An 18497-nucleotide genomic window follows, 5' to 3' on the forward strand; every position below is an offset into this window, starting at 1 on the left:
AAAGGGGCGGCTCCACCGGCGCCCCCGAAGGGGCGCGGGGAACTGCGCGACCAGCCTCCCACACAGCCGCACCCGACCGACGCGGCCTGCCCCTAAGGCGCTTCCCGCCCCCGGAACGCCTCCGCGTCCCAGCTCCCGTCCAGCCGCGCCGACAGCCAACTCGGCGCCAGCGCACGGAAGTCGGCGGGCGCCAGCGCCCCGGCCCCGGCGGGCAGCGCACCGAGCAGCGGTGCCCCGGCCACCTCCGGAAGGTCTGCGACATTGCACCGCGACGCCAGATCGGGGGAGTCGGGCCAGCTGCCGATCACCACGCCCAGCAACTCCAGCTCCCGGGCCCGCAGTTCACGGGCCGTCAGCTCGGTCGTGTTCAGCGTGCCGAGCCCTGCCGACGCCACCACCAGCACCGGCGCGCTCAGCAGCCGGGCCGCGTCCGCCAGCGTGCCGCCCGTCGCGTCGAACCGGACGAGCAGGCCACCCGCGCCCTCGACCAGCACCAGTTCGTGCTCGGTGGCCAGCTTGGCGGCGGCCTCCGCCACGTCCTGCGGATGCACGGGGGCCATTCCCGCCCTGCGCGCGGCCGTGCCCGGCGCCAACGGCTCGGGGAAACGGGCGACTTCGGCCGCCGTCACGGCACCCGCGAGCCGCGCGACCTCGTCGGCGTCCCCGCGCTCGTCGGGTCGTACCCCCGTCTGCGCTGCCTTCAGGACCGCCACCGAGCGGCCGGCCGCGAGCGCGGCGGCGGCGACCGCGGCCGTGGCGACCGTCTTGCCGACCTCCGTGCCCGTCCCCGTGATCACCAGGATCGGCATGCTCATCCCTCCCGCGCGGCGGCGCACACCGCGCGCGCGATCCGTGTCACGTCCGCGTCAGCCGTGACGTACGGCGGCATCGTGTACACGAGGTCGCGGAACGGCCGCAGCCACACGCCCTCGCGCACCGCGGCGGCCGTGGCGGCCTTCATGTCGACCTCGTGGTCGAGTTGTACGACCCCGATGGCCCCGAGGACCCGGACGTCCCGGACCCCGGGGATCTCCCGGGCCGGCGCCAGGCCCTCCCGCAGCCCCGCCTCGATCCGCTTGACCTCCGCGAGCCAGTCCTGGCCGAGCAGCAGCCCCAGCGAGGCACAGGCGACCGAGGCCGCGAGCGGGTTGCCCATGAACGTCGGCCCGTGCGCCAGCACCGGCACCTCGCCCCGTGAGATCCCCTCGGCCACCCGGGGCGTGCACAGGGTCGCCGCCATCGTCAGGTAACCGCCGGTCAGCGCCTTGCCCACGCACATCACGTCCGGGGTGACGGCCGCGTGGTCCGCCGCGAACAGCGCGCCGGTACGTCCGAAGCCGGTCGCGATCTCGTCGAACACCAGCAGCACGTCGTGCGCGTCGCACGCCTCGCGCAGCACCCGCAGGTAGGCGGGGGAGTGGAACCGCATCCCGCCGGCCCCCTGCACCACCGGCTCCACGATCACCGCGGCCAGCTCGTGCGCGTGCCGCTCGATCATCGACCGCAGATGCCCGGCGTACGACTCCTCGTACTCCGCCGGCGGCGCGTCGGCGAACACCTGCCGGGGCAGCACCCCGGACCAGAGCTCGTGCATCCCGCCCTCGGGGTCGCAGACGGACATCGGCTGCCAGGTGTCGCCGTGGTAGCCGCCGCGCCAGGTCAGCAGACGCTGCTTGGCGGGGCGGCCCAGGGAGCGCCAGTACTGCAGGCACATCTTCACCGCGACCTCGACCGACACGGACCCCGAGTCGGCGAGGAAGACATGCTCCAAGCCGGCGGGCGTGATGTCGACGAGGAGCTTCGCCAGGCGGACGGCGGGCTCGTGGGTGAGCCCGCCGAACATCACATGGCTCATCCGGCCGAGCTGGTCGTGCGCGGCCTCGTTGAGCACCGGGTGGTTGTAGCCGTGGATCGCCGACCACCACGACGACATGCCGTCGACCAACTCGCCCGAGCCGTCCGCGAGCCGCAGCCGGACCCCGCTTGCCGACTCCACGACGAGCGGTTCGGCCCGGCCGGGCATCGGACCGTACGGATGCCAGACGTGCCGGCGGTCGAGCTCCAGCAGTTCCGGGACGCTCAGGTCAGGCATTGGGCGCGAGATCCGTTCCGGCCCCCCGGCGGCGGACGGCGACCAGGTCGGTGCGCGGTTCGTTGGCCGGAACGGTCACCGCCTCGGCCGCACCTTCGTGGGAACCGCACACCGACCCGCACCCGGCACCCTCGCCCGCATGCGCCCCGCAGCCCGCGCCCTCCGCTCCGTGCGACCCGCACCCGGCACCCTCGGCCCCGTGCGACCCGCAACCGCCCCCCTGGACCTCGGCCCGGTGCTGCGGCAGCGTCACCTCGTCCGCGCCCTCCACCACGAAACCGGCGTCCGCGATCATCTCCAGGTCGGCCTGGCCGGCCTGGCCCTCGGTGGTCAGGTAGTCGCCGAGGAAGATCGAGTTGGCCAGGTGCAGCGCGAGCGGCTGCATGGTGCGCAGATGGACCTCGCGGCCGCCCGCGATCCGCACCTCCACGTCGGGGCAGACGAACCGCACCATCGCCAGGATGCGCAGGCAGCGCTGCGGGGTGAGGTTCCACTCCTTGGCCAGCGGGGTGCCCTCGACCGGGATCAGGAAGTTCACCGGAACGGAGTCCGGGTCCAGCTCGCGCAAGGAGAAGACCACGTCGACCAGGTCCCCGTCGGTCTCGCCCATGCCGGCGATCAGACCGGAGCAGGCCGACAGACCCGCCGCGTGCGCCTTGTTGACCGTGTCCACCCGGTCGGCGTACGTGTGCGTGGTCGTGATGTCCCCGTACGTCCCCTCGGACGTGTTGAGGTTGTGGTTGTAGGCGTCCGCGCCCGCCTCGCGCAGCCGCTCCGCCTGGCCGTCGGAGAGCAGGCCGAGACAGGCGCACACCTCGACGCCCTCGTTCTGCTCCTTGATGGCCTTGATGGTGCCCGCGACCCGGTCCACGTCCCGGTCGGTCGGACCGCGCCCGCTGGCCACCAGGCAGACCCGCTTGGCGCCCCCGGCCAGGCCCGCGGCGGCCGCCTTCGAGGCCTCGTCGGGTTTCAGCCAGCTGTACTTGAGGATCCCGGTGGAGGAGCCCAGCCGCTGCGAGCAGTAGGAGCAGTCCTCGGGGCACAGGCCCGACTTGAGGTTGACCAGGTAGTTGAGTTTCACGCGCCGGCCGAACCAGTGCCGGCGCACCTTGCCGGCCGCGGCCACCACATCGAGCACGTCGTCGTCGGAGGTCGCCAGCACGGCGAGCGCTTCCTCGCGGGTCGGCAGCTCGCGCCGAAGCCCCTTGTCCACCAGCGTGTTCAGCAGGTCCATGAGAGCCGATCCTGTACTACGAGGCTGCTCCGGGCCAAGGAGAGTTTGCACAACCCTGTCAGTTCAACGTGTGGGGTATGTAACATGACCACCCCAGTGCGTAGGGTCCACAGACAGCACGGAAGACCAGGTCAGAGGCCCAAAGTCCGCATCCCGCCGCCGATTTGGTGAGAGTCATGTGTGAGAGGCAAGGGCGAGTGGATCAGTTTGGAGGGTTCCTACAACACCCCCGAAGGGGCTGTCCCCTCAAGCGCCGTGCGTGACGTGGTGCGGGCTGTTCTGGAAGCTCTCGACATCCCCCACCCCGCGGGGATGGTCCCCCGGCCACGTCAAGGCGGAACCGGTGCACTCCTGCTCCCCGCGCCTGCGAACGTAGGGGACCGCGAGGCCCACGACCGGATCTTGAGCGAACGGGCCACGCACGCGGCAATCGCGCTCCGCAGCACGCTGGACGGGTGCCCCCTCATCTTAGCTGTTCGTGATCACAGCCGACCCTGCCACGCGGAATGACGCAGTGTCAGGGCGATAGCCAACCAGCCCTCTTCGAGCGCGCGAGCCAGCCTGTACGCACATTCGGCGGTGTGCATCGTGAAGTCGCAGTCCACGGGTCTGGTGTGAATGGCGAGTTGGGTACTCGTGCCGGTCGTCGGCCGATGACCAAGGCGTAGATCATCGGGCAGGTCCGGCTCCGGCGGGATACCGGGTCCGCCGTGGACCACGTACTTGACCTCGTGTACCGCACCTGGGGTGAGACGCTCGTGGTCGTGGCCAGGACCACCACCCCGGTGCGGCAGATCGTCCAACACATCGAGAGCCTGCAGACCGAGCGCGGCCGGGTTGATACCGAGTGGCGGCCGAGAGGATGCTCAGTGTTCTGGCGGGGGCCTCAGTCGCTCTGGGCAACCGGCTCGGGATCGGCGTCGAGCGCATCGAGCACTGCGTCGCCGTTCGCCCTCGCCCACTCGGTCAGCGTGTGGATCGGATCGATCAGCGTCGCCCCGAGCGGGGTGAGCTCGTACTCGACGCGGGGCGGCACCTCGGCGTAGGCGTGGCGGCGGATGAGTCCGTGCGCCTCGAGCCGTCGGAGCGTCTGGGTGAGCATCTTGCGGGAGATGCCGCCGATCAGCTCGATCAACTCGCCGTGGCGCACCGGGCCCTCGCTGAGGCCGTAGAGAACGACCACCGTCCACTTGTCGGCGATCAGCTCGACCGCCAGACGCGCCGGACAGTCGGCGAGAAAGCAATCACCGGGACCGAAACCGCTCATGGCGCCAAAGGTACCTGCTGGCTCCTTAAGGCACCTGCTGGTTCCTATCGGAAACATAGCCTGGGTTCTCTCCCCTTCCAAAGCACAGGAGAGTCATGCGAGTCATCAACCAGCAGGCGCTCGGCGGTCCCGAGGCGCTCACCATCGTGGACGCGCCCGAGCCCCAGCCTCTCCCGGGCGAGGTCCTCGTCCGCGTCAAGGCGATCGGCCTGAACCCGCTGGAGGCGCGCCTGCGCGCCGGCGAGTTCCCGCTGCTCGGCCGGCCGCCGTTCATCCTCGGCTGGGACATCAGCGGCGTGGTCGAGGAGGCCCCGCAGACGTGGCGGTTCAGGCCCGGCGACGAGGTGTTCGGGATGCCGCTGTTCCCGCGGGCGGCAAGCGCGTACGCCGAGGTCGTGTCGGCGCCGGCGTTGCACCTAGCACGCAAGCCGGCGGCGCTCACGCACGTCGAGGCGGCGGCGCTGCCGGTCGTCGGGCTGACGGCGTGGCAGGGCCTCGTCGACCTCGCCGGTGTGAGCGAGGGCGATCGCGTTCTGGTCCACGGCGGTGGCGGCGGGGTCGGCCACGTCGCGATCCAGATCGCGAAAGCCCTAGGCGCGCACGTGATCACGACCATCAGCGGGAGCAAGCGGGAGTTCGTCGAGGGGTTCGGCGCTGATGAAATGATCGACTACACGGCGGTCGACTTCACCGAGGCGGTCCGTGACATCGACGTCGTGCTCGACACGATCGGCGGCGACACCGTCGAGCGGTCCCTTGGAGTGCTCCGCCCTGGCGGTCACCTGGTGACGGCAACCGCCGAGGATGACCTGGAGCTCATCGCCAAGTACGAGGCGGCGGGCATGCGCTTCAGCGGTATCGCGGTCGACCCCGACCCGGTCGCCCTGCGCGGTCTCGTCGGCCTCGTCGAAGAGGGAAAGCTCCGGGTCCACGTGCGGGAGACGTTCCCGTTCGAGCGCGTTGCCGACGCGCACCGGCTGCTCGATGGCGGTCACCTCCAGGGCAAGCTCGTCCTCACCGTCTGATCCCGTCGTGGGGCCTCGCGTGAGTGAGGCCCCAGTAGGACCCGCGCGTAATGAAGATTGCACGTCAGATGGCCTGGTGCGCGTAGGCATCAGGAGGCTCGGGCAGGTCCGGGGCGGTGGCCCACCGACAAGACCATCCCTCAGCGGGCGACTTCCCGGTTCGTCAGCATCAGCAGGGCCCGCACCAGCGCGGTCGCCCACCTCGGATCCGTGCGGACCTTGCCGAGAACTCTCCAATTCCTCAGATGGGCGAAGCCGTGCTCGACCGGGGCTCGCACTGCGGCCAGTGCCTTGTTGGACAGTTTCTGGCCACGGGACAGGGGCCGGTTCCGGGCGGCCTTGTAGCCGGTGATCACTGCCGGGTCAGTGTCCGGGCCGCTGTCGTCGAGGCCGACGAAGCCCAGGTCGGCGATGGCTCCGAGACCGGCCGCGCGGAGATGGGCGGTGAGTTTGTCGTGACGGCAGGCGGTGATCTCCGAGGTCCGCCCGGGCCGGGCCGCGGAGACCCACAGCAGCCGACCCCGATCGTCGGTGAGCGCGATCACGAGCAGGCCGTGGCATTTGCTCTTGCCCGAGTAGTTCTTGCGGTTCTCGGCCCCGGTGCGCCGCCGGGTACATATCACCGAGCCGTCCAGCAGCACCACCCCGCCACCCTTTCGGGCGATCTTCCTCAGGGCGCGGTCCAGGCGTGGGGCGCGGGCGGCCAGCAGACCCACGACCTCGCGCACCCAGCGGGTGACGGTGGTGCGGTGGATGCTGTTGCCGCCTGCCAGGTCGCCGGGCCGCTGGTCACAGCGCAGCACCGCCAGCACGATGCTGGCGATCTTCCCCGCCGGCAGGGCCCTCCACCGGGAGCCGATCTTCTTCAAGTGGCCGCGTAACAGGTCGGCGAGCCAGTTCAGGGTGGCGCTCGACAGCGGCAGGCGGGCGGTGCAGACAAGGCCGTCAGGGCCCTCGACTGAACCGTTGTTTTTCTTCACACCAAACGCAACTGCCGTCGGGGGCCTGCCGGTTACGCCCTCTTGCCGCCCCCGGTCCGCAGCTACTACAGGCGTGCGGTGAACTTCCCGTCAGGCCGCTTGTGCAGCCAGCCACGATCGGCGAGCTTGGTCATCTTCGCCCGCAGCGGCTCCAGCTTCCCGCGCACCCCCACCTCGAGTCCCAGTTCCTCACCCACCGCCTTGACCTGCACTGGGCCGCCGGCGGCCCGCACGATCGCCAGGATCCGGTGGTAGTCGGCGGGCAGCGCAGCCTCGTCGTCCGTCTCACCGCGGTGCGGGATCAGCAGCACCGCACGCCCCGTCACCTGCGCTTTCACCGGAGCCGCCGCCTCAGCAGCCTCCGTATCGGCCCGGTCCTGTCCGGCCAGGCAGCGCAGGACCCGCTCGGCGATCCCCAGCTCCTCTCGCTCGGCCTCGACCTCCTGAAGCCGCTTGGCCAACTCCTCAGCGAGCGCGTCCAGTTCGCTACGGCGAGCCGTGATCCGCCCCAGATCTGTCATCCCCACGCCCTCCCCACGATCCCCGGCGTACCGACACGGTGACGGATCGTAAGCGGCCCGCTGACACAGGCGCAGCAGAACCGGAGAACCCTCCCGAGCGACCGGTCAGACGATCTTCACCTTGGGCACCCGCCGCCGACCAGCCCGAGCACCCCCGACCCCGCGCACACCAGCCCGCCCGACCTGCACATTTCACGATGCACACTGCTCACTGGGCGTCGTCACCCCGCACGCCAACTTCCTCGTCCTCCCTCGGGCCGCCACCGAGGCGCTCGCCAACCTCCGCGGCCTCGCCCGCGCCTTCGACGCCTACGACGACCGCTACGGCTTCCGCGACTCGGTCGACGTCAGCACGGGCCGGGTGAGCGACTTCGTTCTGGCTCTCGACCGGGGCATGATCACCGCAGCCCTGGCCCAGCAACTGCGGCCCGGCCTCCTTCAGGCCCCCTTCCGCACGGGCGGGTTCACCAGCCGGGCGCGTCCTCTGGTGCGCGAGGTAGCAGTTCTCGATCTGATTGCCCCTTGACCGCAGAAGCCGACCGTTGACGGAATCCGGCCGGCCACTGCCCGCACCTGGCGGCCTATCGGTCAGCTTCCGCTGCGGTTGCCACCGGGACCGGCTCCTCGATGATCTCGGGCAGGGCCTGTTCGGCCCAGATGACCTTGCCCTGGGGGGTGTAGCGGGTGCCCCAGCGCTCTGCCATCTGGGAGACCAGGAACAGGCCCCGGCCGCCCTCGTCCGTCGTCGCGGCGTAGCGCAGGTGGGGCGAGGTGCTGCTGCCGTCGGAGACCTCGCAGGTCAGGGCTCGGTCGCGGATCAACCGTACGTGGATGGGCTCGGCGCCGTAGCGGATGGCGTTGGTGATGAGTTCGCTGAGGAGGAGTTCCATGGTGAAGCCGAGTTCGGACAGGCCCCACGCCTCCAGCTTGTCGGCCACCGCGTCGCGCATACCCGCGACCGCCGCCGGGTCCGGCCGGACGTCCCAGTCGGCGATCCGGTCGGCAGGCAGCTGCCGCGTACGGGCGACGAGCAGCGCGACGTCGTCCTTCGGGCGCTCGGGGAGCAGGCTGTCCAGCACGTACTTGCAGGTCTCCTCCGGCGGGCGATGGGGGTGGCCGGTCAGCGCGTCGCGCAGCAGTTCCATGCCGACGTCCAGGTCACGCCTGCGGTCCTCGATGAGGCCGTCGGTGTAGAGGACGAGCTGGGTGCCCTCCTCCAGGCACAGCTCCGCGGTCTGGAACGGCATGCCACCGACGCCGAGGGGCGGACCGGCCGGCACGTCGGGGAAGGTGACGGTTCCGTCGGGCCGGACCAGCGCGGGCGCCAGATGTCCGGCACGCGCCATGACGTAGCGGCGCGTCACCGGGTCGTAGATCCCGTAAAGGCAGGTCGCGCCCACGACGCCCTCGGCACTCGCCGCCGCCTCGTTCTGGTCGATACGGCCGACCAGGTCGTCCAGATGGCCCAGCAACTCGTCCGGCGGCAGATCCAGCGCGGAGAAGTTGTGCACCGCGGTCCGCAGCCGGCCCATCGTGGCGGCCGCGTGGAGACCGTGGCCGACCACGTCGCCGACGGCCAGTGCCACCCGGCTCCCCGGCAGCGGAATCACGTCGAACCAGTCCCCGCCCACGCCCGACTGGGCGGGCAGGTACCGGTAGGCGATGTCCAGGGCGTTCTGCTCGGGCATTGCCTGCGGCAGCAGGCTGCGCTGGAGGGTGACCGCCATCGCGTGCTCACGGGTGTAGCGGCGAGCGTTGTCGATGCTTATCGCGGCACGGGCCACCAGCTCCTCCGCCAGCGACAGGTCCTCCTCGTCGAAGCACTCGTGACGGTGGCCGCGCCAGAAGTTGGCCGTGCCCAGCACGACGCCCCGCGCCCGGATGGGGGCGGTGATCAGGGAATGGATGCCGTAGTCGATGATCGCCTTGGCGCGCTCGGGGTCCTGCAAGCGCCAGGACGTGGCGCTCGGCAGGTCGCTCACCAGCTCGGAACGTCCACTGCCGTACCCGCGTGCCTGGGGCGTGGCCGGTTGATAGGTGAACAGTCGGCCCTGTTCGAAGAGCGGATGATCGTCCCGGATGCCGCACACGGCCGCGCGTCGCATGTCCGCCCCTGTGGGGGACGGCTCCTCGCCGTGCAGCACCGCGTCGGCCAGATCGACGGTGACGAAGTCCGCGAACCGCGGAATGGGGACGCACGCCAACTCGTCGGCGGTGCGCAGCACGTCCAGGGTGGTGCCGACGCGCAGTCCGGCGTCGTACAGCAACCTCAGCCGCTCCCGTGCGACCTCCGCCCTGCCGGTCACCGCTTGCAGCTCGGTGGAGTCGCGCAGCGTCACCACCGTTCCCTTGGGACCGCCGTCACGATCCGTGGGCCGCTGGTTGACCGCGAGCAGTCGCTCTCCGGAGAGGTGCACCTCGTCAGTGGCCTCGCGCCCGGAGACGAGCAGCTCCTTCGTCCCTGGATCGAGGCCCGGCAGCTCCGGCACGAGGCGTCCCTCGGCGTCGGGCGGCAGATCCAGCAGTCGCCTGGCCTCGTCGTTCGCCAGCATCAGCTGCCCGTCCGGAGACACGATCAGCACACCCTCTCGAACGGAGTGCAGGACCGTGTCGTGGTGCTGGTACATCAAGGTCATCTCGTCCGGGGCGAGGCTGTGTGTCTGCCGTCGCAGGCGCCGGCCCACCAGTGCCGTCACTCCGGTGGACAGCGCGAGGGCTGCGGCCCCGGCGCCCAGGATGATCGGCAGCTGCCGGTCCACCTGGCTCTCGACCTTCTTGACCTTCATCCCGGCCGAGACGAGTGCCACCACCTTGTCGTCGGTGTCCTTGATCGGGACCGTGGCCTGCACCTCACGGCCGAGTGGGCCGTTGACGCTCTCCACGTAGACCTTCCCCTTCAGCGACGGCCCGATCTCGCCGACGAACCGCTTCCCGATCCGGTCCGGCAAGGGGTGCGTGTACCGGATGCCCTCGGTGTTCATGACCACGATGAAGTCGACTCCGGCAGCACGGCGAGCCGCCTCCGTGAGCGGTTGGAGGATCTTGCTCGGGTCCGGGGTCTCCAGGGCCGCCAGGACACCTGGTGAGTGCGCGAAAGTCTGGGCCACGGCAATGGAGCGGTGCCTGGCCTCGGCGCTGGTGTCCCGCTCCGACTGGAGGACGAGGGCAATGACGGCGCATGCCACCAACAGCACCACCAGAGCCACCTGGAAGACCAGCACCTGCCCGGCCACGCTTCGCGTGCTCGCGTTGAACGGCCGTTTGACGGATAGGTGCCGAAAACGGGCGAATTGTTTCGCCATGCGACCTTTCTAGCATCGGTGATCCTGAGAGGCCAGGGCCCATTCACCGGATCCTTATCCGGCTGACCTCGGGCATCTGTGCAGCCATGCCTGTCTGACAACGGATCCTGGGGCTCGGCGGTCCGCCCTGGACGCCCGACCGGGGCCGCGATTTCTCCGCGCTTGATGAACACTTAGGCCGATATGATGCATTTTGTGATCATGTCTGCACGGCACGGGCGCCGTCGCCCCGCCTACAGCGGCCGATGGGAAGCCGCCCGGCTGTCACCCGTGATCCTGGCCGTCCTCATCATCGGCCTGGCGTTCTCCACTCCCAGGGAGATCGCCATCAGCCGGCTGTTGCCGACCGCGCCCGCCCTGGCCGCCGCGATGTGGCCCGTGTTTCCCACGATCATGCTGGGGGCGTTCTGCTTTCTCGCCATGATCATCCTCAGCTTCTTCTACACCGACCTGGGGACGCAGTACACGGCGGCCGCGATCATCGCCGTCACCCTCGCGGCCGCCTACGGGAGCCATGTCCGACTCCAGCGGGAGGACATCCTCTTCCAGGTCCGACTGGTCGCCGACGCGGCCCAGAAGGTGTTGCTGCGCCCGCTGCCGCGCCGTATCGACGACGTCGAGATCGAGTCGCTGTATCTCGCGGCCCAGGAGCAGGCCAGGATCGGCGGCGACTTCTACGAGGCGATCGGCACACCGCACGGGATCAGGCTGCTCATAGGCGATGTACGGGGCAAGGGTCTGTCCGCGGTGGGGGCGGCGTCGGCGGTGATCAGCTGCTTCAGAGAGGCCGCGTACGACGAGCCCGATCTCAGAGCGATCATCCATCGCCTGGAGACCACCATCACCCGCCACAGCGCAGCGTTTCCCGCCTATGACCAGCCCGAGCACTTCGCCACCGCTCTCCTCGCCGAGATCCCGCACGGCGGCGGCCGCGTACGCATTCTCAATTGCGGGCACCCGCCGCCACTGATCGCGCACGGCGGGAAGGTCCGGGTCCTGGAACCCACCGTCGCCTCCGCGCCCCTCAACCTCGCGGCGCTCATCGGCGACCGCTACTGGGTCGACGTCGTCGCCTTCGCCCCGGGGGACCGATTGCTGCTCTATACGGACGGCGTGTCGGAGACCCGGAACCACGACGGCCAGTTCTTCCCGCTGGCGGAATGGATGCGGCAGCAGGACCTGGAGAAGCCCCGCGAGCTGCTCGACCAGCTGCACGGAGACCTGCTCCAGCACAGCGGCGGACGGCTCGACGACGACATCGCGGCGCTCGCGCTGAGGTGCGCCGGCGCGCCGGAACGGGGAGCCGTGGAAGGCTGAGAACGGGCGGTCCCCCGTGACCGGGCCGGCGCCTATGCCGAGGCGGCTGGCACCGCCGCACCGCAGGCCCTGCAGGTCGCCGATCGGTTCCACCTCTGGCAGAACATCGCCGCCGCGGTCGAGAAATCCGTCGCCGACCACCGCTCCTGCCTGCGAGAACTCCCGCCGGCCGCCCCCGAACCAGAGCCCGAGTGGGAGACGCGCGTTGAGGCAACCTCCACCCCGGACGACCAGAACGAGGACCCGACCGGCAGGTTCGCCGAGCGGGCCCGCGCCCACCATGCCCTCGTCCATGACCTCCTGACCCAGGGCATGGGCATCCGTCACATCGCCCGCCACCTGGGCTGGGGACGGCACACCGTCCAGCGGTACGCCCGCGCTGCCCGCTGGCAGGACATGGTCAAGGGCTGCAAGCGCCAACTCCCCAACAAACCGAACCGTTCAAGCCCTACCTGGCGCAACGCTGGGCCGAAACGGACGGGAAGGTGACCGTCCTCGACCTCTACCGCGAGATCAGCACTGTGAGGTCTAGGGACTCCCTTAACACTTTCGACTCACCAGATCCTTGACAGGCTCAGGAGTTACTGGACATTGCCAGCCCATCGAGGTTCGAAAATGGTCAGCCGAGCCGGTGGGAGTTGCGGCGGACGAGCTCAGGGCGCGCCTGGGTCTCCGATGTTCGTATCGACGTTCCGTCGTAGGGGCAGGTCTGCGTCGCAGAAGACGCAGACGAAGTGGCCCTCTCGCACGATGTTGTGTTGCTGGCAGCCGGGGCACCGGCGGAAGAGCACCGGGTGTGTGAAGTAGTCCGGGTGGCCGAGGGCGGCCTGATCGAGGGCCTGTGCCACGGCTGGCCACGAGGCGACGTCCGGGCAGTAGCCGGTCGACTGGTTGCTGACCTCGGTCACTATCCAGCGTCCGGCCTCCGACGCAAAGCTGACTTCGCCGGCGCCCAGCACTCGGCCGCCGCCCGCGCAGGCGGCGTGTTCGCTGCGGCGTGGTGCCAGTAGCAGAGCGCCGTCCGTGCCGATGACGAAGGTGAAGGGCTCTTTCAGTTCCGCGGTGCTCTGGGCTGCTGCCCCGTCGGCGAAGTCGGCAGGCGTGCGGATCGTGGCACCGGTGTTCGCTGTCTGGACGGCAGCGATCACGTGATGCGGCCCGACATAGCGGTAGGCCGGTCTCGACGCGCTCATGTCGCTCAACGTAGAGCACGTCGTCTTGACGTGCTCAGAGTTTCGGCGCGTGGATCTTGGCCTTCCTCCTTCAGTGGGCTGCTGCTGGTGCGCCGGTTACAGGCGCTTCGCTGTGCGGTCGCGCAGCAGCAGCCACTGACTCGCGTCGGCGCCGCCTGGGCGCGCGGCCGGTCCGTGCTGTGAGAGACGATCTTCAGTCTAGGGTGTGATATAGCCTCTGACCTGCGCTGATCCTGTGCTTGATAAAACCACGTGTGGGTATTGCCACACGGTGGGTGCCTGATGGTCCCGCTAGGGTCTGTCCACTGCCTACAAAATCACCGGAGGGGCCATGGCGTTCGGCTGGATCGACGATCAGGCGGAGCAGCGCCGCCGCGCCGGACTCGTACGGACCCTGCGCCCCCGCCCCGCCGACTCGCCGCTGCTGGACCTGGCGAGCAACGACTACCTGGGCCTCGCCCACCACCCGGAGGTCGCCGACGGCGCCGCCGAGGCGGCCCGGACCTGGGGCGGCGGCTCCACCGGCTCCCGGCTGGTGACCGGCACGACGGAACTCCACACCGAGCTGGAGCGGGAGCTGGCCGGATTCTGCGGGTTCGAGGCCGCCCTGGTCTTCTCCTCCGGCTATGCCGCGAACCTCGCCGCCGTCACCACGCTCGGCCCGCACGGCTCCCTGATCGTCTCCGACGCCCTCAACCACGCCTCCCTGATCGACGGCTGCCGGCTGGCCCGGGGCACCACCCAGGTCGTCGGGCACGCCGACCCGGACGCCGTACGCAAGGCCCTCGGGACGCGCGAGGGGCCCGCCGTGGTCGTCTCCGACACGGTGTTCTCCGTCGACGGGGACGCGGCACCGCTGGTCGCACTGGCCGAGGCGTGCCGGGAGCACGGCGCCGGGCTGCTCGTCGACGACGCCCACGGGCTCGGGGTCCTCGGGGACGGCGGGCGGGGCGCGCCGTACGCGGCCGGGCTCTCCGGCGCCGACGACGTGGTGGTCACGGCGACCCTGTCGAAGTCGCTGGGCAGCCAGGGCGGGGTGGTGCTGGGCCCGTCCCGGGTGATCGACCATCTGGTCAACGCGGCCCGGACCTTCATCTTCGACACCGGCCTGGCCCCCGCGGCGGCGGGCGCGGCGCTGGCGGCCCTGCGGCTGCTGCGCCGTGAGCCCGAGCGTGCGGCACGGGCCCGCGAGGTGGCCGCGGAACTGCACGCACGGCTGACCGCCGCGGGTCTGGAAGCGGTACGTCCGGACGCCGCGGTGGTCTCCGTGCGGGCCCCGTCCCCGGAGCAGGCCGTGCGGTGGGCGGCCGACTGCCGGACGGCAGGCCTGGCCGTGGGCTGTTTCCGTCCGCCGTCGGTGCCGGACGGCATCTCACGGCTCAGGCTGACCGCCCGTGCGGACCTCTCCGGGGCCGAGATCGAACGCGCTGTACGTGTGATCGGCAAGACACGACCATGAGTCGGCGTGACACGGCCGGGCCTGGCTCGCGGGCGGATACGGAGTCGGGGATGGATGGGGTGCGAGTCTGATCGGTTTCGTTCGTGTCTGATCAGACTCTTCTGGGGCTGATCAGCCGGCGAACGCCGCCGTGAAGCCCGCCCAGCTCTCGGGGGAGAAGAGCAGCGCGGGTCCGGCCGGAGCCTTGGAGTCGCGCACGGCGAGCAGTCCGGCCGACGGGCCGGAGCGCGGCCGTGCCGTCTCCACGCAGTTGTTGGCTCCGGTGCTGTAGCTGCTGCGCAGCCACCGCAGTCCGTGCAGATCAGCACTTGAAGGTACGTTCCGAGGCAGTGCAGTCATGGTGCCTCCTTACGCGCCGTCAGCTATTGCGGCGATGTAATCCAACGAGTCCTCGGGCGAAAGGGCGTGGATCCTGAGCGTGTCGAAGGCCTCCGTGTAGGCCTGGAGGTCTTCTTTCCGCTCCAGGTAGAGGCTACTCGTCAACTGGTCGATAACAACCACGTCCAGATCAGAAGTGCTCGGAAATGAGAAGATTACGAAAGGTCCCGTGATGCCGATATGCGCCCCGGCCGCGAACGGCAGCACCTGGAGCCGCACTTGGGGCAGCCGGGCCGCCTCCATCAGCCGCTCCAGCTGCCGCGCCATCACACCGGGACCGCCCACCTCCCGGCGCAGCACCGCCTCGTCCAGGACCGCGCTCAGCTCCAGCGGCGGATCGTGGCGCAGCACGTCCTGCCTGGCCAGGCGCACTTCCACCAGGGTGTCCAGGGACTCGCCGGCGCGCCCGTCCATGGCCGCCCGGGTCACCGCCCGCGCGTACTCGGGGGTCTGCAGCAGCCCCGGCACGACCAGGGTCTCCAGCGTGCGCATCGCGCTGGCCTGTGACTCCAGGCTGATGAAATCGCGGTAGGCGGGCGGCAGGACCCCACGATAGGCGTGCCACCAGTGGTGCCGCCCCGCCGTGTCCTCCGACCCCGCCAACACCAGCAGCAACTCGCGCAGTTGCCCCTCGGTCACGCCGTAGGCGTCCAGGAGTAACCGCACATCGGCCGGTTTCACACCGCTGGCGCCGGTCTCGATCCGGCTCACTTTCGACTGATGCCAGCCCACCAGACGGGCGGCCTCACCGCTCGTGAGGCCGGCGCCGGTGCGCAGTGTGCGCAGTTCGGCGCCCAGTTTCCGGCGGCGTACCGCGGGACCGTTCTGCATGGGCTACTCCTTACTCCTTCCGAGCCGCCCAAATACGGTCTGAGGTCGCAGAGTTCACCGCTTCGAGCGACAGATATATGCATATCTTGGTGGATCGCTCCCCGTGACCGGCCCGGTAATGGCAGTCTGGCGAAGAAGCACCAGTCCGGGACCGTACTCGAACCATCCGCACTGTGTCGGACTCCGGTCCCGAGGAAAGGGACGACGTCGCCATGGCAGACCACCTGGAAGCATCCGTCACTCTGCCGAGCGATCCCGCCTCGGTCTCCGCCGCCCGCTCCTATGCCCTGGACACCCTCGCGGAGTGGGGGCTGCCGGCGGAGACGGAGACCGCGGAGACCATCCGCCTCATCGTCTCCGAACTCGCCACCAACGCCGTGCAGCACACCTTCGGGCAGTCACCCACCTTCACGGTGGACCTCGTGCTCGACCGGGACGAGCAGCTGCGCATCGGCGTCACGGACAGTCATCCGCGCTTCCCCAAGAGACTCCCCGCCGCGGTCCAGCAGGACAACGGGCGCGGCATGGTCATCATCCGCTGGCTGACCGCCGAGTGCGGCGGCAAGCTCCGGGTACGCCCCACCCGGGAGGGCGGCAAGACCGTCTCCATCGAACTCCCCTGGACGGTCCCGGCCGGCACCGTCACCACGGCCGGCCAGCAGGAGCCGTAGGGCCTGTCCAGCGGACCCAGCCGCAGACGCGGGGCGTGCCACGCACATCTGCCGCGTTGTCGTCGGTCACCGACGCTCCGCGTCGACTCCCTCCTCCGCCTTGCAGCTGCACGCGCCACGCCCCGCTCACCGGCACTCATAGCCGCCGCAGATTTACTGCGACTTGGCCCGCCGGACAGGCCCTAGCCCTGAGCTCCCGCCGGCCGGCCGCTGGAACGGGTCAGCTGACCCGGCCGTACCAGACGCTGCGCGTCCAGATCTTCTGGAGCTTCACCACGTCCCCGGTCTTCGGGGCGTGCCAGATCTTTCCCTTCCCGGCGTAGATGCCGACGTGGTACACGCTGGAACCCGAGTGGAAGAAGACCAGGTCCCCGGCCTTGCGGTTGCCGGCCGAGATGTGACGGGTCTTGTTGTACTGCTGGGCCGCCGTACGCGGCAGGGTCTTGCCCGCCTTCTTGAACGAGTACAGCGTCAGCCCGGAGCAGTCGAACCTGTTCGGTCCGGTGGCGCCCCACCTGTAGGGCGAGCCCTTCTTCGAGGCGGCGACCTGAAGTGCCTTCGTCGCCATCGTGGCGGCCGAGGCGTCTGAGGCGACACCCGGAATCACGATCGAGCCGCCCACGGCGGCGATGGTCAGTGCCGAGGCCGTACCGGCCCGGGCCATCAGCGACGGAACACGATTGAGCGCAGTCATGCGCAACCCTTCGTCAGCCGCCTGTGAAGGATGACCTGTCGGATTCGGGCTGGCGAAGTTGCCCGGCCGTGTTGCCACGGCTTCACCCCAAGGGCTGCTCGGCCCGGTCATGGCGCGACCGTGCCGGCGACCCGTCGTGCTTGGGTCCTCCACTCCTGCCGATGCACTTCTGTCGACGGGTCAATCCGGGCGGCGGCAGGACTCGGCGTCCGCCCGGACCGCCCCGCCGCTGTGGCGGGGGCTTGTCGTCAGACAGGGATCTTCACTCACGCGTGTCCGAAAATCCCAACGGAATCGGGGATTTGTGGGGTTACTCACCACCCACCCGTTCGGGTGGACAGCCTTGTGTTCGATTCTCCGTCAACTGCCCTGCGTAGCCCCGGACCTGCGCGGAAGCCGCTCGCGGACACCCCCGCACGGGCAACCTGAGCGGTCCTCGCGGTCAGGTAAAACCACGCCACACTCCGCCGAACGGCGGTAACCCCTTTGGATCGTTTCGGCTCGGGCCCGGTCGCGCCGTCGACGTGCCGGACCGGTGTCCGGCGGGTGTCACCGTACGCAGTCGGGCGGGAGTACGACGCGAGCGGTCCGGCGCTCGCCGTCGAGCACCCGCAACGCCCGTGCCAGCGTGTCCCCGTGAAGCTCCGTCTCGCCCCGCAGATGCATCAGGGCGAGCGCGTCACGCAGCTCGGACGCCGCGCGCACCAGCGCCTGCGCGGCGCGCAGCCCACGGTAGGTGTCCTCGTTCCGCGCCGGGTTGATCCGGCCCAGTAAATCCACCACGTCCAGATAACGGTCGATCAGCTCGCCCTCGGCGCGGGTCAGCGCGGGCAGCGGCGGAAGCTCCGGCGGCAGCATCGGCGGCTCACCCCGCGTCCGGCAGGCCGGGGGAGGTCCGGCGGGTGGGCATCACCCGGTCCACCAGCCCGTACGCCAGCGCTGCCGGCGCGTCCAGGACCAGGTCCCGCTCCAGGTCCTGGTGCACCTGTTCGGCGGTGCGCCCGGTGTGCCGGACGAGCATCTCTTCGAGCATCGCCCGGACCCGGTCCAACTCCGCGGCCTGGATGGCCAGATCACTCGGCTGGCCCTGTACCGGCTCCGGCAGGGACGGCTGCCGGAGCACGATGCGCGCGCCGGGCAGCACGGACCGCTTGCCCGGTGTGCCGGCCGCCAGCAGGACCGCGGCGGACGCCCCGGCCTGCCCGAGGCAGATCGTCTCCACGTCGCAGCTCACGTACTGGACCGTGTCGTAGATCGCGGCCATCGCGCTGTAGGACCCGCCCGGGGAGTTGATGTACAGCGAGATGTCCCGCTCCGGAGCCGCGTACTCCAGATACATGAACTGCGCCATCACGTCGTTGGCCGAGACCTCGTCGACGGGTGTGCCGAGGAAGACGATCCGCTCCTCCAGCAGCTTCGAGTACGGATCCATGGTGCGATGCCCCGCGGTCGTGCGTTCCGTGAACTCGGGCAGGACATAGCGGGCGAACGGTCGGGTCATGGCGTACCCCTCCTGGCGACTGAGGCAGCCCG

At 70.1% G+C, this 18497-nt stretch carries 17 protein-coding genes, 1 pseudogene and 1 riboswitch; of the genes and pseudogenes, 5 read left to right on the forward strand and 13 right to left on the reverse strand.

The window, feature by feature from the left end; all coding sequences use genetic code 11:
• Nucleotides 1-92: 92 nt before the first annotated feature.
• From bioD to ABT137_RS48940, 4 genes are all read right to left on the reverse strand, one after another.
• Complete coding sequence (gene bioD / locus ABT137_RS48925) at nucleotides 93-809, reverse strand: dethiobiotin synthase (RefSeq protein ID WP_351720158.1); 717 nt, start codon at nucleotides 807-809, stop codon at nucleotides 93-95.
• A gap of 2 nt (nucleotides 810-811) precedes the next feature.
• Nucleotides 812-2092, reverse strand: a complete 1281-nt coding sequence (locus ABT137_RS48930) for an adenosylmethionine--8-amino-7-oxononanoate transaminase (protein WP_351720100.1) — start codon at nucleotides 2090-2092, stop codon at nucleotides 812-814.
• Nucleotides 2085-3326, reverse strand: a complete 1242-nt coding sequence (gene bioB, locus ABT137_RS48935) for a biotin synthase BioB (protein WP_351720103.1) — start codon at nucleotides 3324-3326, stop codon at nucleotides 2085-2087. Before bioB ends, ABT137_RS48930 begins: the two co-directional genes overlap by 8 nt.
• Before the next feature lie 886 nt (nucleotides 3327-4212).
• Complete coding sequence (locus tag ABT137_RS48940; protein WP_351720106.1) at nucleotides 4213-4593, reverse strand: winged helix-turn-helix transcriptional regulator; 381 nt, start codon at nucleotides 4591-4593, stop codon at nucleotides 4213-4215.
• Nucleotides 4594-4688: 95 nt separating this feature from the next.
• Here ABT137_RS48940 and ABT137_RS48945 point away from each other — a divergent pair, with 95 nt between their 5' ends.
• Nucleotides 4689-5618, forward strand: a complete 930-nt coding sequence (locus tag ABT137_RS48945) for an NADP-dependent oxidoreductase (RefSeq protein WP_351720108.1) — start codon at nucleotides 4689-4691, stop codon at nucleotides 5616-5618.
• 140 nt (nucleotides 5619-5758) lie between these two features.
• Here ABT137_RS48945 and ABT137_RS48950 read toward each other — a convergent pair whose 3' ends face one another.
• Together ABT137_RS48950 and ABT137_RS48955 are read right to left on the reverse strand one after the other, a co-directional pair.
• On the reverse strand, nucleotides 5759-6598 hold the full coding sequence (locus ABT137_RS48950; protein WP_351720110.1) for a transposase family protein: 840 nt from the start codon (nucleotides 6596-6598) through the stop codon (nucleotides 5759-5761).
• Between the two features lie 65 nt (nucleotides 6599-6663).
• Nucleotides 6664-7119 (reverse strand): hypothetical protein, encoded by a 456-nt coding sequence (locus ABT137_RS48955; protein WP_351720112.1) that lies wholly within the window; start codon nucleotides 7117-7119, stop codon nucleotides 6664-6666.
• A gap of 214 nt (nucleotides 7120-7333) precedes the next feature.
• Between ABT137_RS48955 and ABT137_RS48960 the strand changes: the two are divergent.
• A pseudogene (locus ABT137_RS48960) lies at nucleotides 7334-7645 on the forward strand (glucoamylase family protein); the annotation flags it as partial.
• A 55-nt stretch (nucleotides 7646-7700) separates the two neighbouring features.
• Here the strand turns inward: ABT137_RS48960 and ABT137_RS48965 are convergent.
• Nucleotides 7701-10421 (reverse strand): SpoIIE family protein phosphatase, encoded by a 2721-nt coding sequence (locus tag ABT137_RS48965; RefSeq protein ID WP_351720115.1) that lies wholly within the window; start codon nucleotides 10419-10421, stop codon nucleotides 7701-7703.
• 201 nt (nucleotides 10422-10622) lie between these two features.
• Between ABT137_RS48965 and ABT137_RS48970 the strand changes: the two genes are divergently transcribed.
• Nucleotides 10623-11738: a PP2C family protein-serine/threonine phosphatase gene (locus ABT137_RS48970; protein ID WP_351720117.1), complete on the forward strand. Its 1116-nt coding sequence runs from the start codon at nucleotides 10623-10625 to the stop codon at nucleotides 11736-11738.
• A gap of 653 nt (nucleotides 11739-12391) precedes the next feature.
• Here ABT137_RS48970 and ABT137_RS48975 read toward each other — a convergent pair.
• Nucleotides 12392-12931, reverse strand: coding sequence for a hypothetical protein (locus tag ABT137_RS48975; protein WP_351720119.1), 540 nt, complete (start codon nucleotides 12929-12931; stop codon nucleotides 12392-12394).
• 331 nt (nucleotides 12932-13262) lie between these two features.
• Between ABT137_RS48975 and ABT137_RS48980 the strand changes: the two genes are divergently transcribed.
• Nucleotides 13263-14390, forward strand: a complete 1128-nt coding sequence (locus ABT137_RS48980) for an 8-amino-7-oxononanoate synthase (protein ID WP_351720121.1) — start codon at nucleotides 13263-13265, stop codon at nucleotides 14388-14390.
• A 111-nt stretch (nucleotides 14391-14501) separates the two neighbouring features.
• On the opposite strand, the gene ABT137_RS48985 is transcribed toward ABT137_RS48980, so the two are convergent.
• Nucleotides 14502-14729 (reverse strand): DUF397 domain-containing protein, encoded by a 228-nt coding sequence (locus tag ABT137_RS48985; protein ID WP_351720124.1) that lies wholly within the window; start codon nucleotides 14727-14729, stop codon nucleotides 14502-14504.
• A 9-nt stretch (nucleotides 14730-14738) separates the two neighbouring features.
• Nucleotides 14739-15599 carry a helix-turn-helix domain-containing protein gene (locus tag ABT137_RS48990; protein ID WP_351720129.1) on the reverse strand — a complete coding sequence of 287 codons (861 nt, stop codon included), beginning with the start codon at nucleotides 15597-15599 and terminating at the stop codon, nucleotides 14739-14741.
• Between the two features lie 212 nt (nucleotides 15600-15811).
• Here ABT137_RS48990 and ABT137_RS48995 point away from each other — a divergent pair, with 212 nt between their 5' ends.
• The gene (locus ABT137_RS48995; protein ID WP_351720131.1) at nucleotides 15812-16270 is read left to right on the forward strand and encodes an ATP-binding protein; all 459 of its coding nucleotides are present in this window, start codon (nucleotides 15812-15814) and stop codon (nucleotides 16268-16270) included.
• Nucleotides 16271-16490: 220 nt separating this feature from the next.
• Here the strand turns inward: ABT137_RS48995 and ABT137_RS49000 are convergent, their stop codons facing one another.
• From ABT137_RS49000 to ABT137_RS49010, 3 genes are all read right to left on the reverse strand, one after another.
• Entirely contained in the window at nucleotides 16491-16964 is a 474-nt protein-coding gene (locus ABT137_RS49000; protein ID WP_351720133.1) for a C40 family peptidase, read from the reverse strand.
• A gap of 3 nt (nucleotides 16965-16967) precedes the next feature.
• A riboswitch (cyclic di-AMP (ydaO/yuaA leader) is annotated at nucleotides 16968-17149 on the reverse strand.
• 364 nt (nucleotides 17150-17513) lie between these two features.
• The gene (locus ABT137_RS49005; RefSeq protein WP_093505863.1) at nucleotides 17514-17822 is read right to left on the reverse strand and encodes a hypothetical protein; all 309 of its coding nucleotides are present in this window, start codon (nucleotides 17820-17822) and stop codon (nucleotides 17514-17516) included.
• Nucleotides 17823-17829: 7 nt separating this feature from the next.
• On the reverse strand, nucleotides 17830-18465 hold the full coding sequence (locus tag ABT137_RS49010) for an ATP-dependent Clp protease proteolytic subunit (RefSeq protein WP_351720136.1): 636 nt from the start codon (nucleotides 18463-18465) through the stop codon (nucleotides 17830-17832).
• Between the last annotated feature and the right edge of the window lie 32 nt (nucleotides 18466-18497).

Source organism: Streptomyces sp. NPDC001980 (assembly GCF_040296885.1).
Taxonomy (GTDB): domain Bacteria; phylum Actinomycetota; class Actinomycetes; order Streptomycetales; family Streptomycetaceae; genus Streptomyces.

What these genes read in the sequence shown, in the direction of transcription:
- ABT137_RS49010 (WP_351720136.1), bottom strand. Translation starts at nt 18,465, where the DNA reads ATGACCCGACCGTTCGCCCGCTATGTCCTGCCCGAGTTCACGGAACGC.
- ABT137_RS49000 (WP_351720133.1), bottom strand. Translation starts at nt 16,964, where the DNA reads ATGACTGCGCTCAATCGTGTTCCGTCGCTGATGGCCCGGGCCGGTACG.
- ABT137_RS48940 (WP_351720106.1), bottom strand. Translation starts at nt 4,593, where the DNA reads ATGAGCGGTTTCGGTCCCGGTGATTGCTTTCTCGCCGACTGTCCGGCG.
- ABT137_RS48970 (WP_351720117.1), top strand. Translation starts at nt 10,623, where the DNA reads ATGTCTGCACGGCACGGGCGCCGTCGCCCCGCCTACAGCGGCCGATGG.
- ABT137_RS48975 (WP_351720119.1), bottom strand. Translation starts at nt 12,931, where the DNA reads ATGAGCGCGTCGAGACCGGCCTACCGCTATGTCGGGCCGCATCACGTG.
- ABT137_RS49005 (WP_093505863.1), bottom strand. Translation starts at nt 17,822, where the DNA reads ATGCTGCCGCCGGAGCTTCCGCCGCTGCCCGCGCTGACCCGCGCCGAG.
- ABT137_RS48955 (WP_351720112.1), bottom strand. Translation starts at nt 7,119, where the DNA reads ATGACAGATCTGGGGCGGATCACGGCTCGCCGTAGCGAACTGGACGCG.
- ABT137_RS48990 (WP_351720129.1), bottom strand. Translation starts at nt 15,599, where the DNA reads ATGCAGAACGGTCCCGCGGTACGCCGCCGGAAACTGGGCGCCGAACTG.
- ABT137_RS48980 (WP_351720121.1), top strand. Translation starts at nt 13,263, where the DNA reads ATGGCGTTCGGCTGGATCGACGATCAGGCGGAGCAGCGCCGCCGCGCC.
- ABT137_RS48965 (WP_351720115.1), bottom strand. Translation starts at nt 10,421, where the DNA reads ATGGCGAAACAATTCGCCCGTTTTCGGCACCTATCCGTCAAACGGCCG.
- bioB (WP_351720103.1), bottom strand. Translation starts at nt 3,326, where the DNA reads ATGGACCTGCTGAACACGCTGGTGGACAAGGGGCTTCGGCGCGAGCTG.
- bioD (WP_351720158.1), bottom strand. Translation starts at nt 809, where the DNA reads ATGCCGATCCTGGTGATCACGGGGACGGGCACGGAGGTCGGCAAGACG.
- ABT137_RS48985 (WP_351720124.1), bottom strand. Translation starts at nt 14,729, where the DNA reads ATGACTGCACTGCCTCGGAACGTACCTTCAAGTGCTGATCTGCACGGA.
- ABT137_RS48945 (WP_351720108.1), top strand. Translation starts at nt 4,689, where the DNA reads ATGCGAGTCATCAACCAGCAGGCGCTCGGCGGTCCCGAGGCGCTCACC.
- ABT137_RS48995 (WP_351720131.1), top strand. Translation starts at nt 15,812, where the DNA reads ATGGCAGACCACCTGGAAGCATCCGTCACTCTGCCGAGCGATCCCGCC.
- ABT137_RS48930 (WP_351720100.1), bottom strand. Translation starts at nt 2,092, where the DNA reads ATGCCTGACCTGAGCGTCCCGGAACTGCTGGAGCTCGACCGCCGGCAC.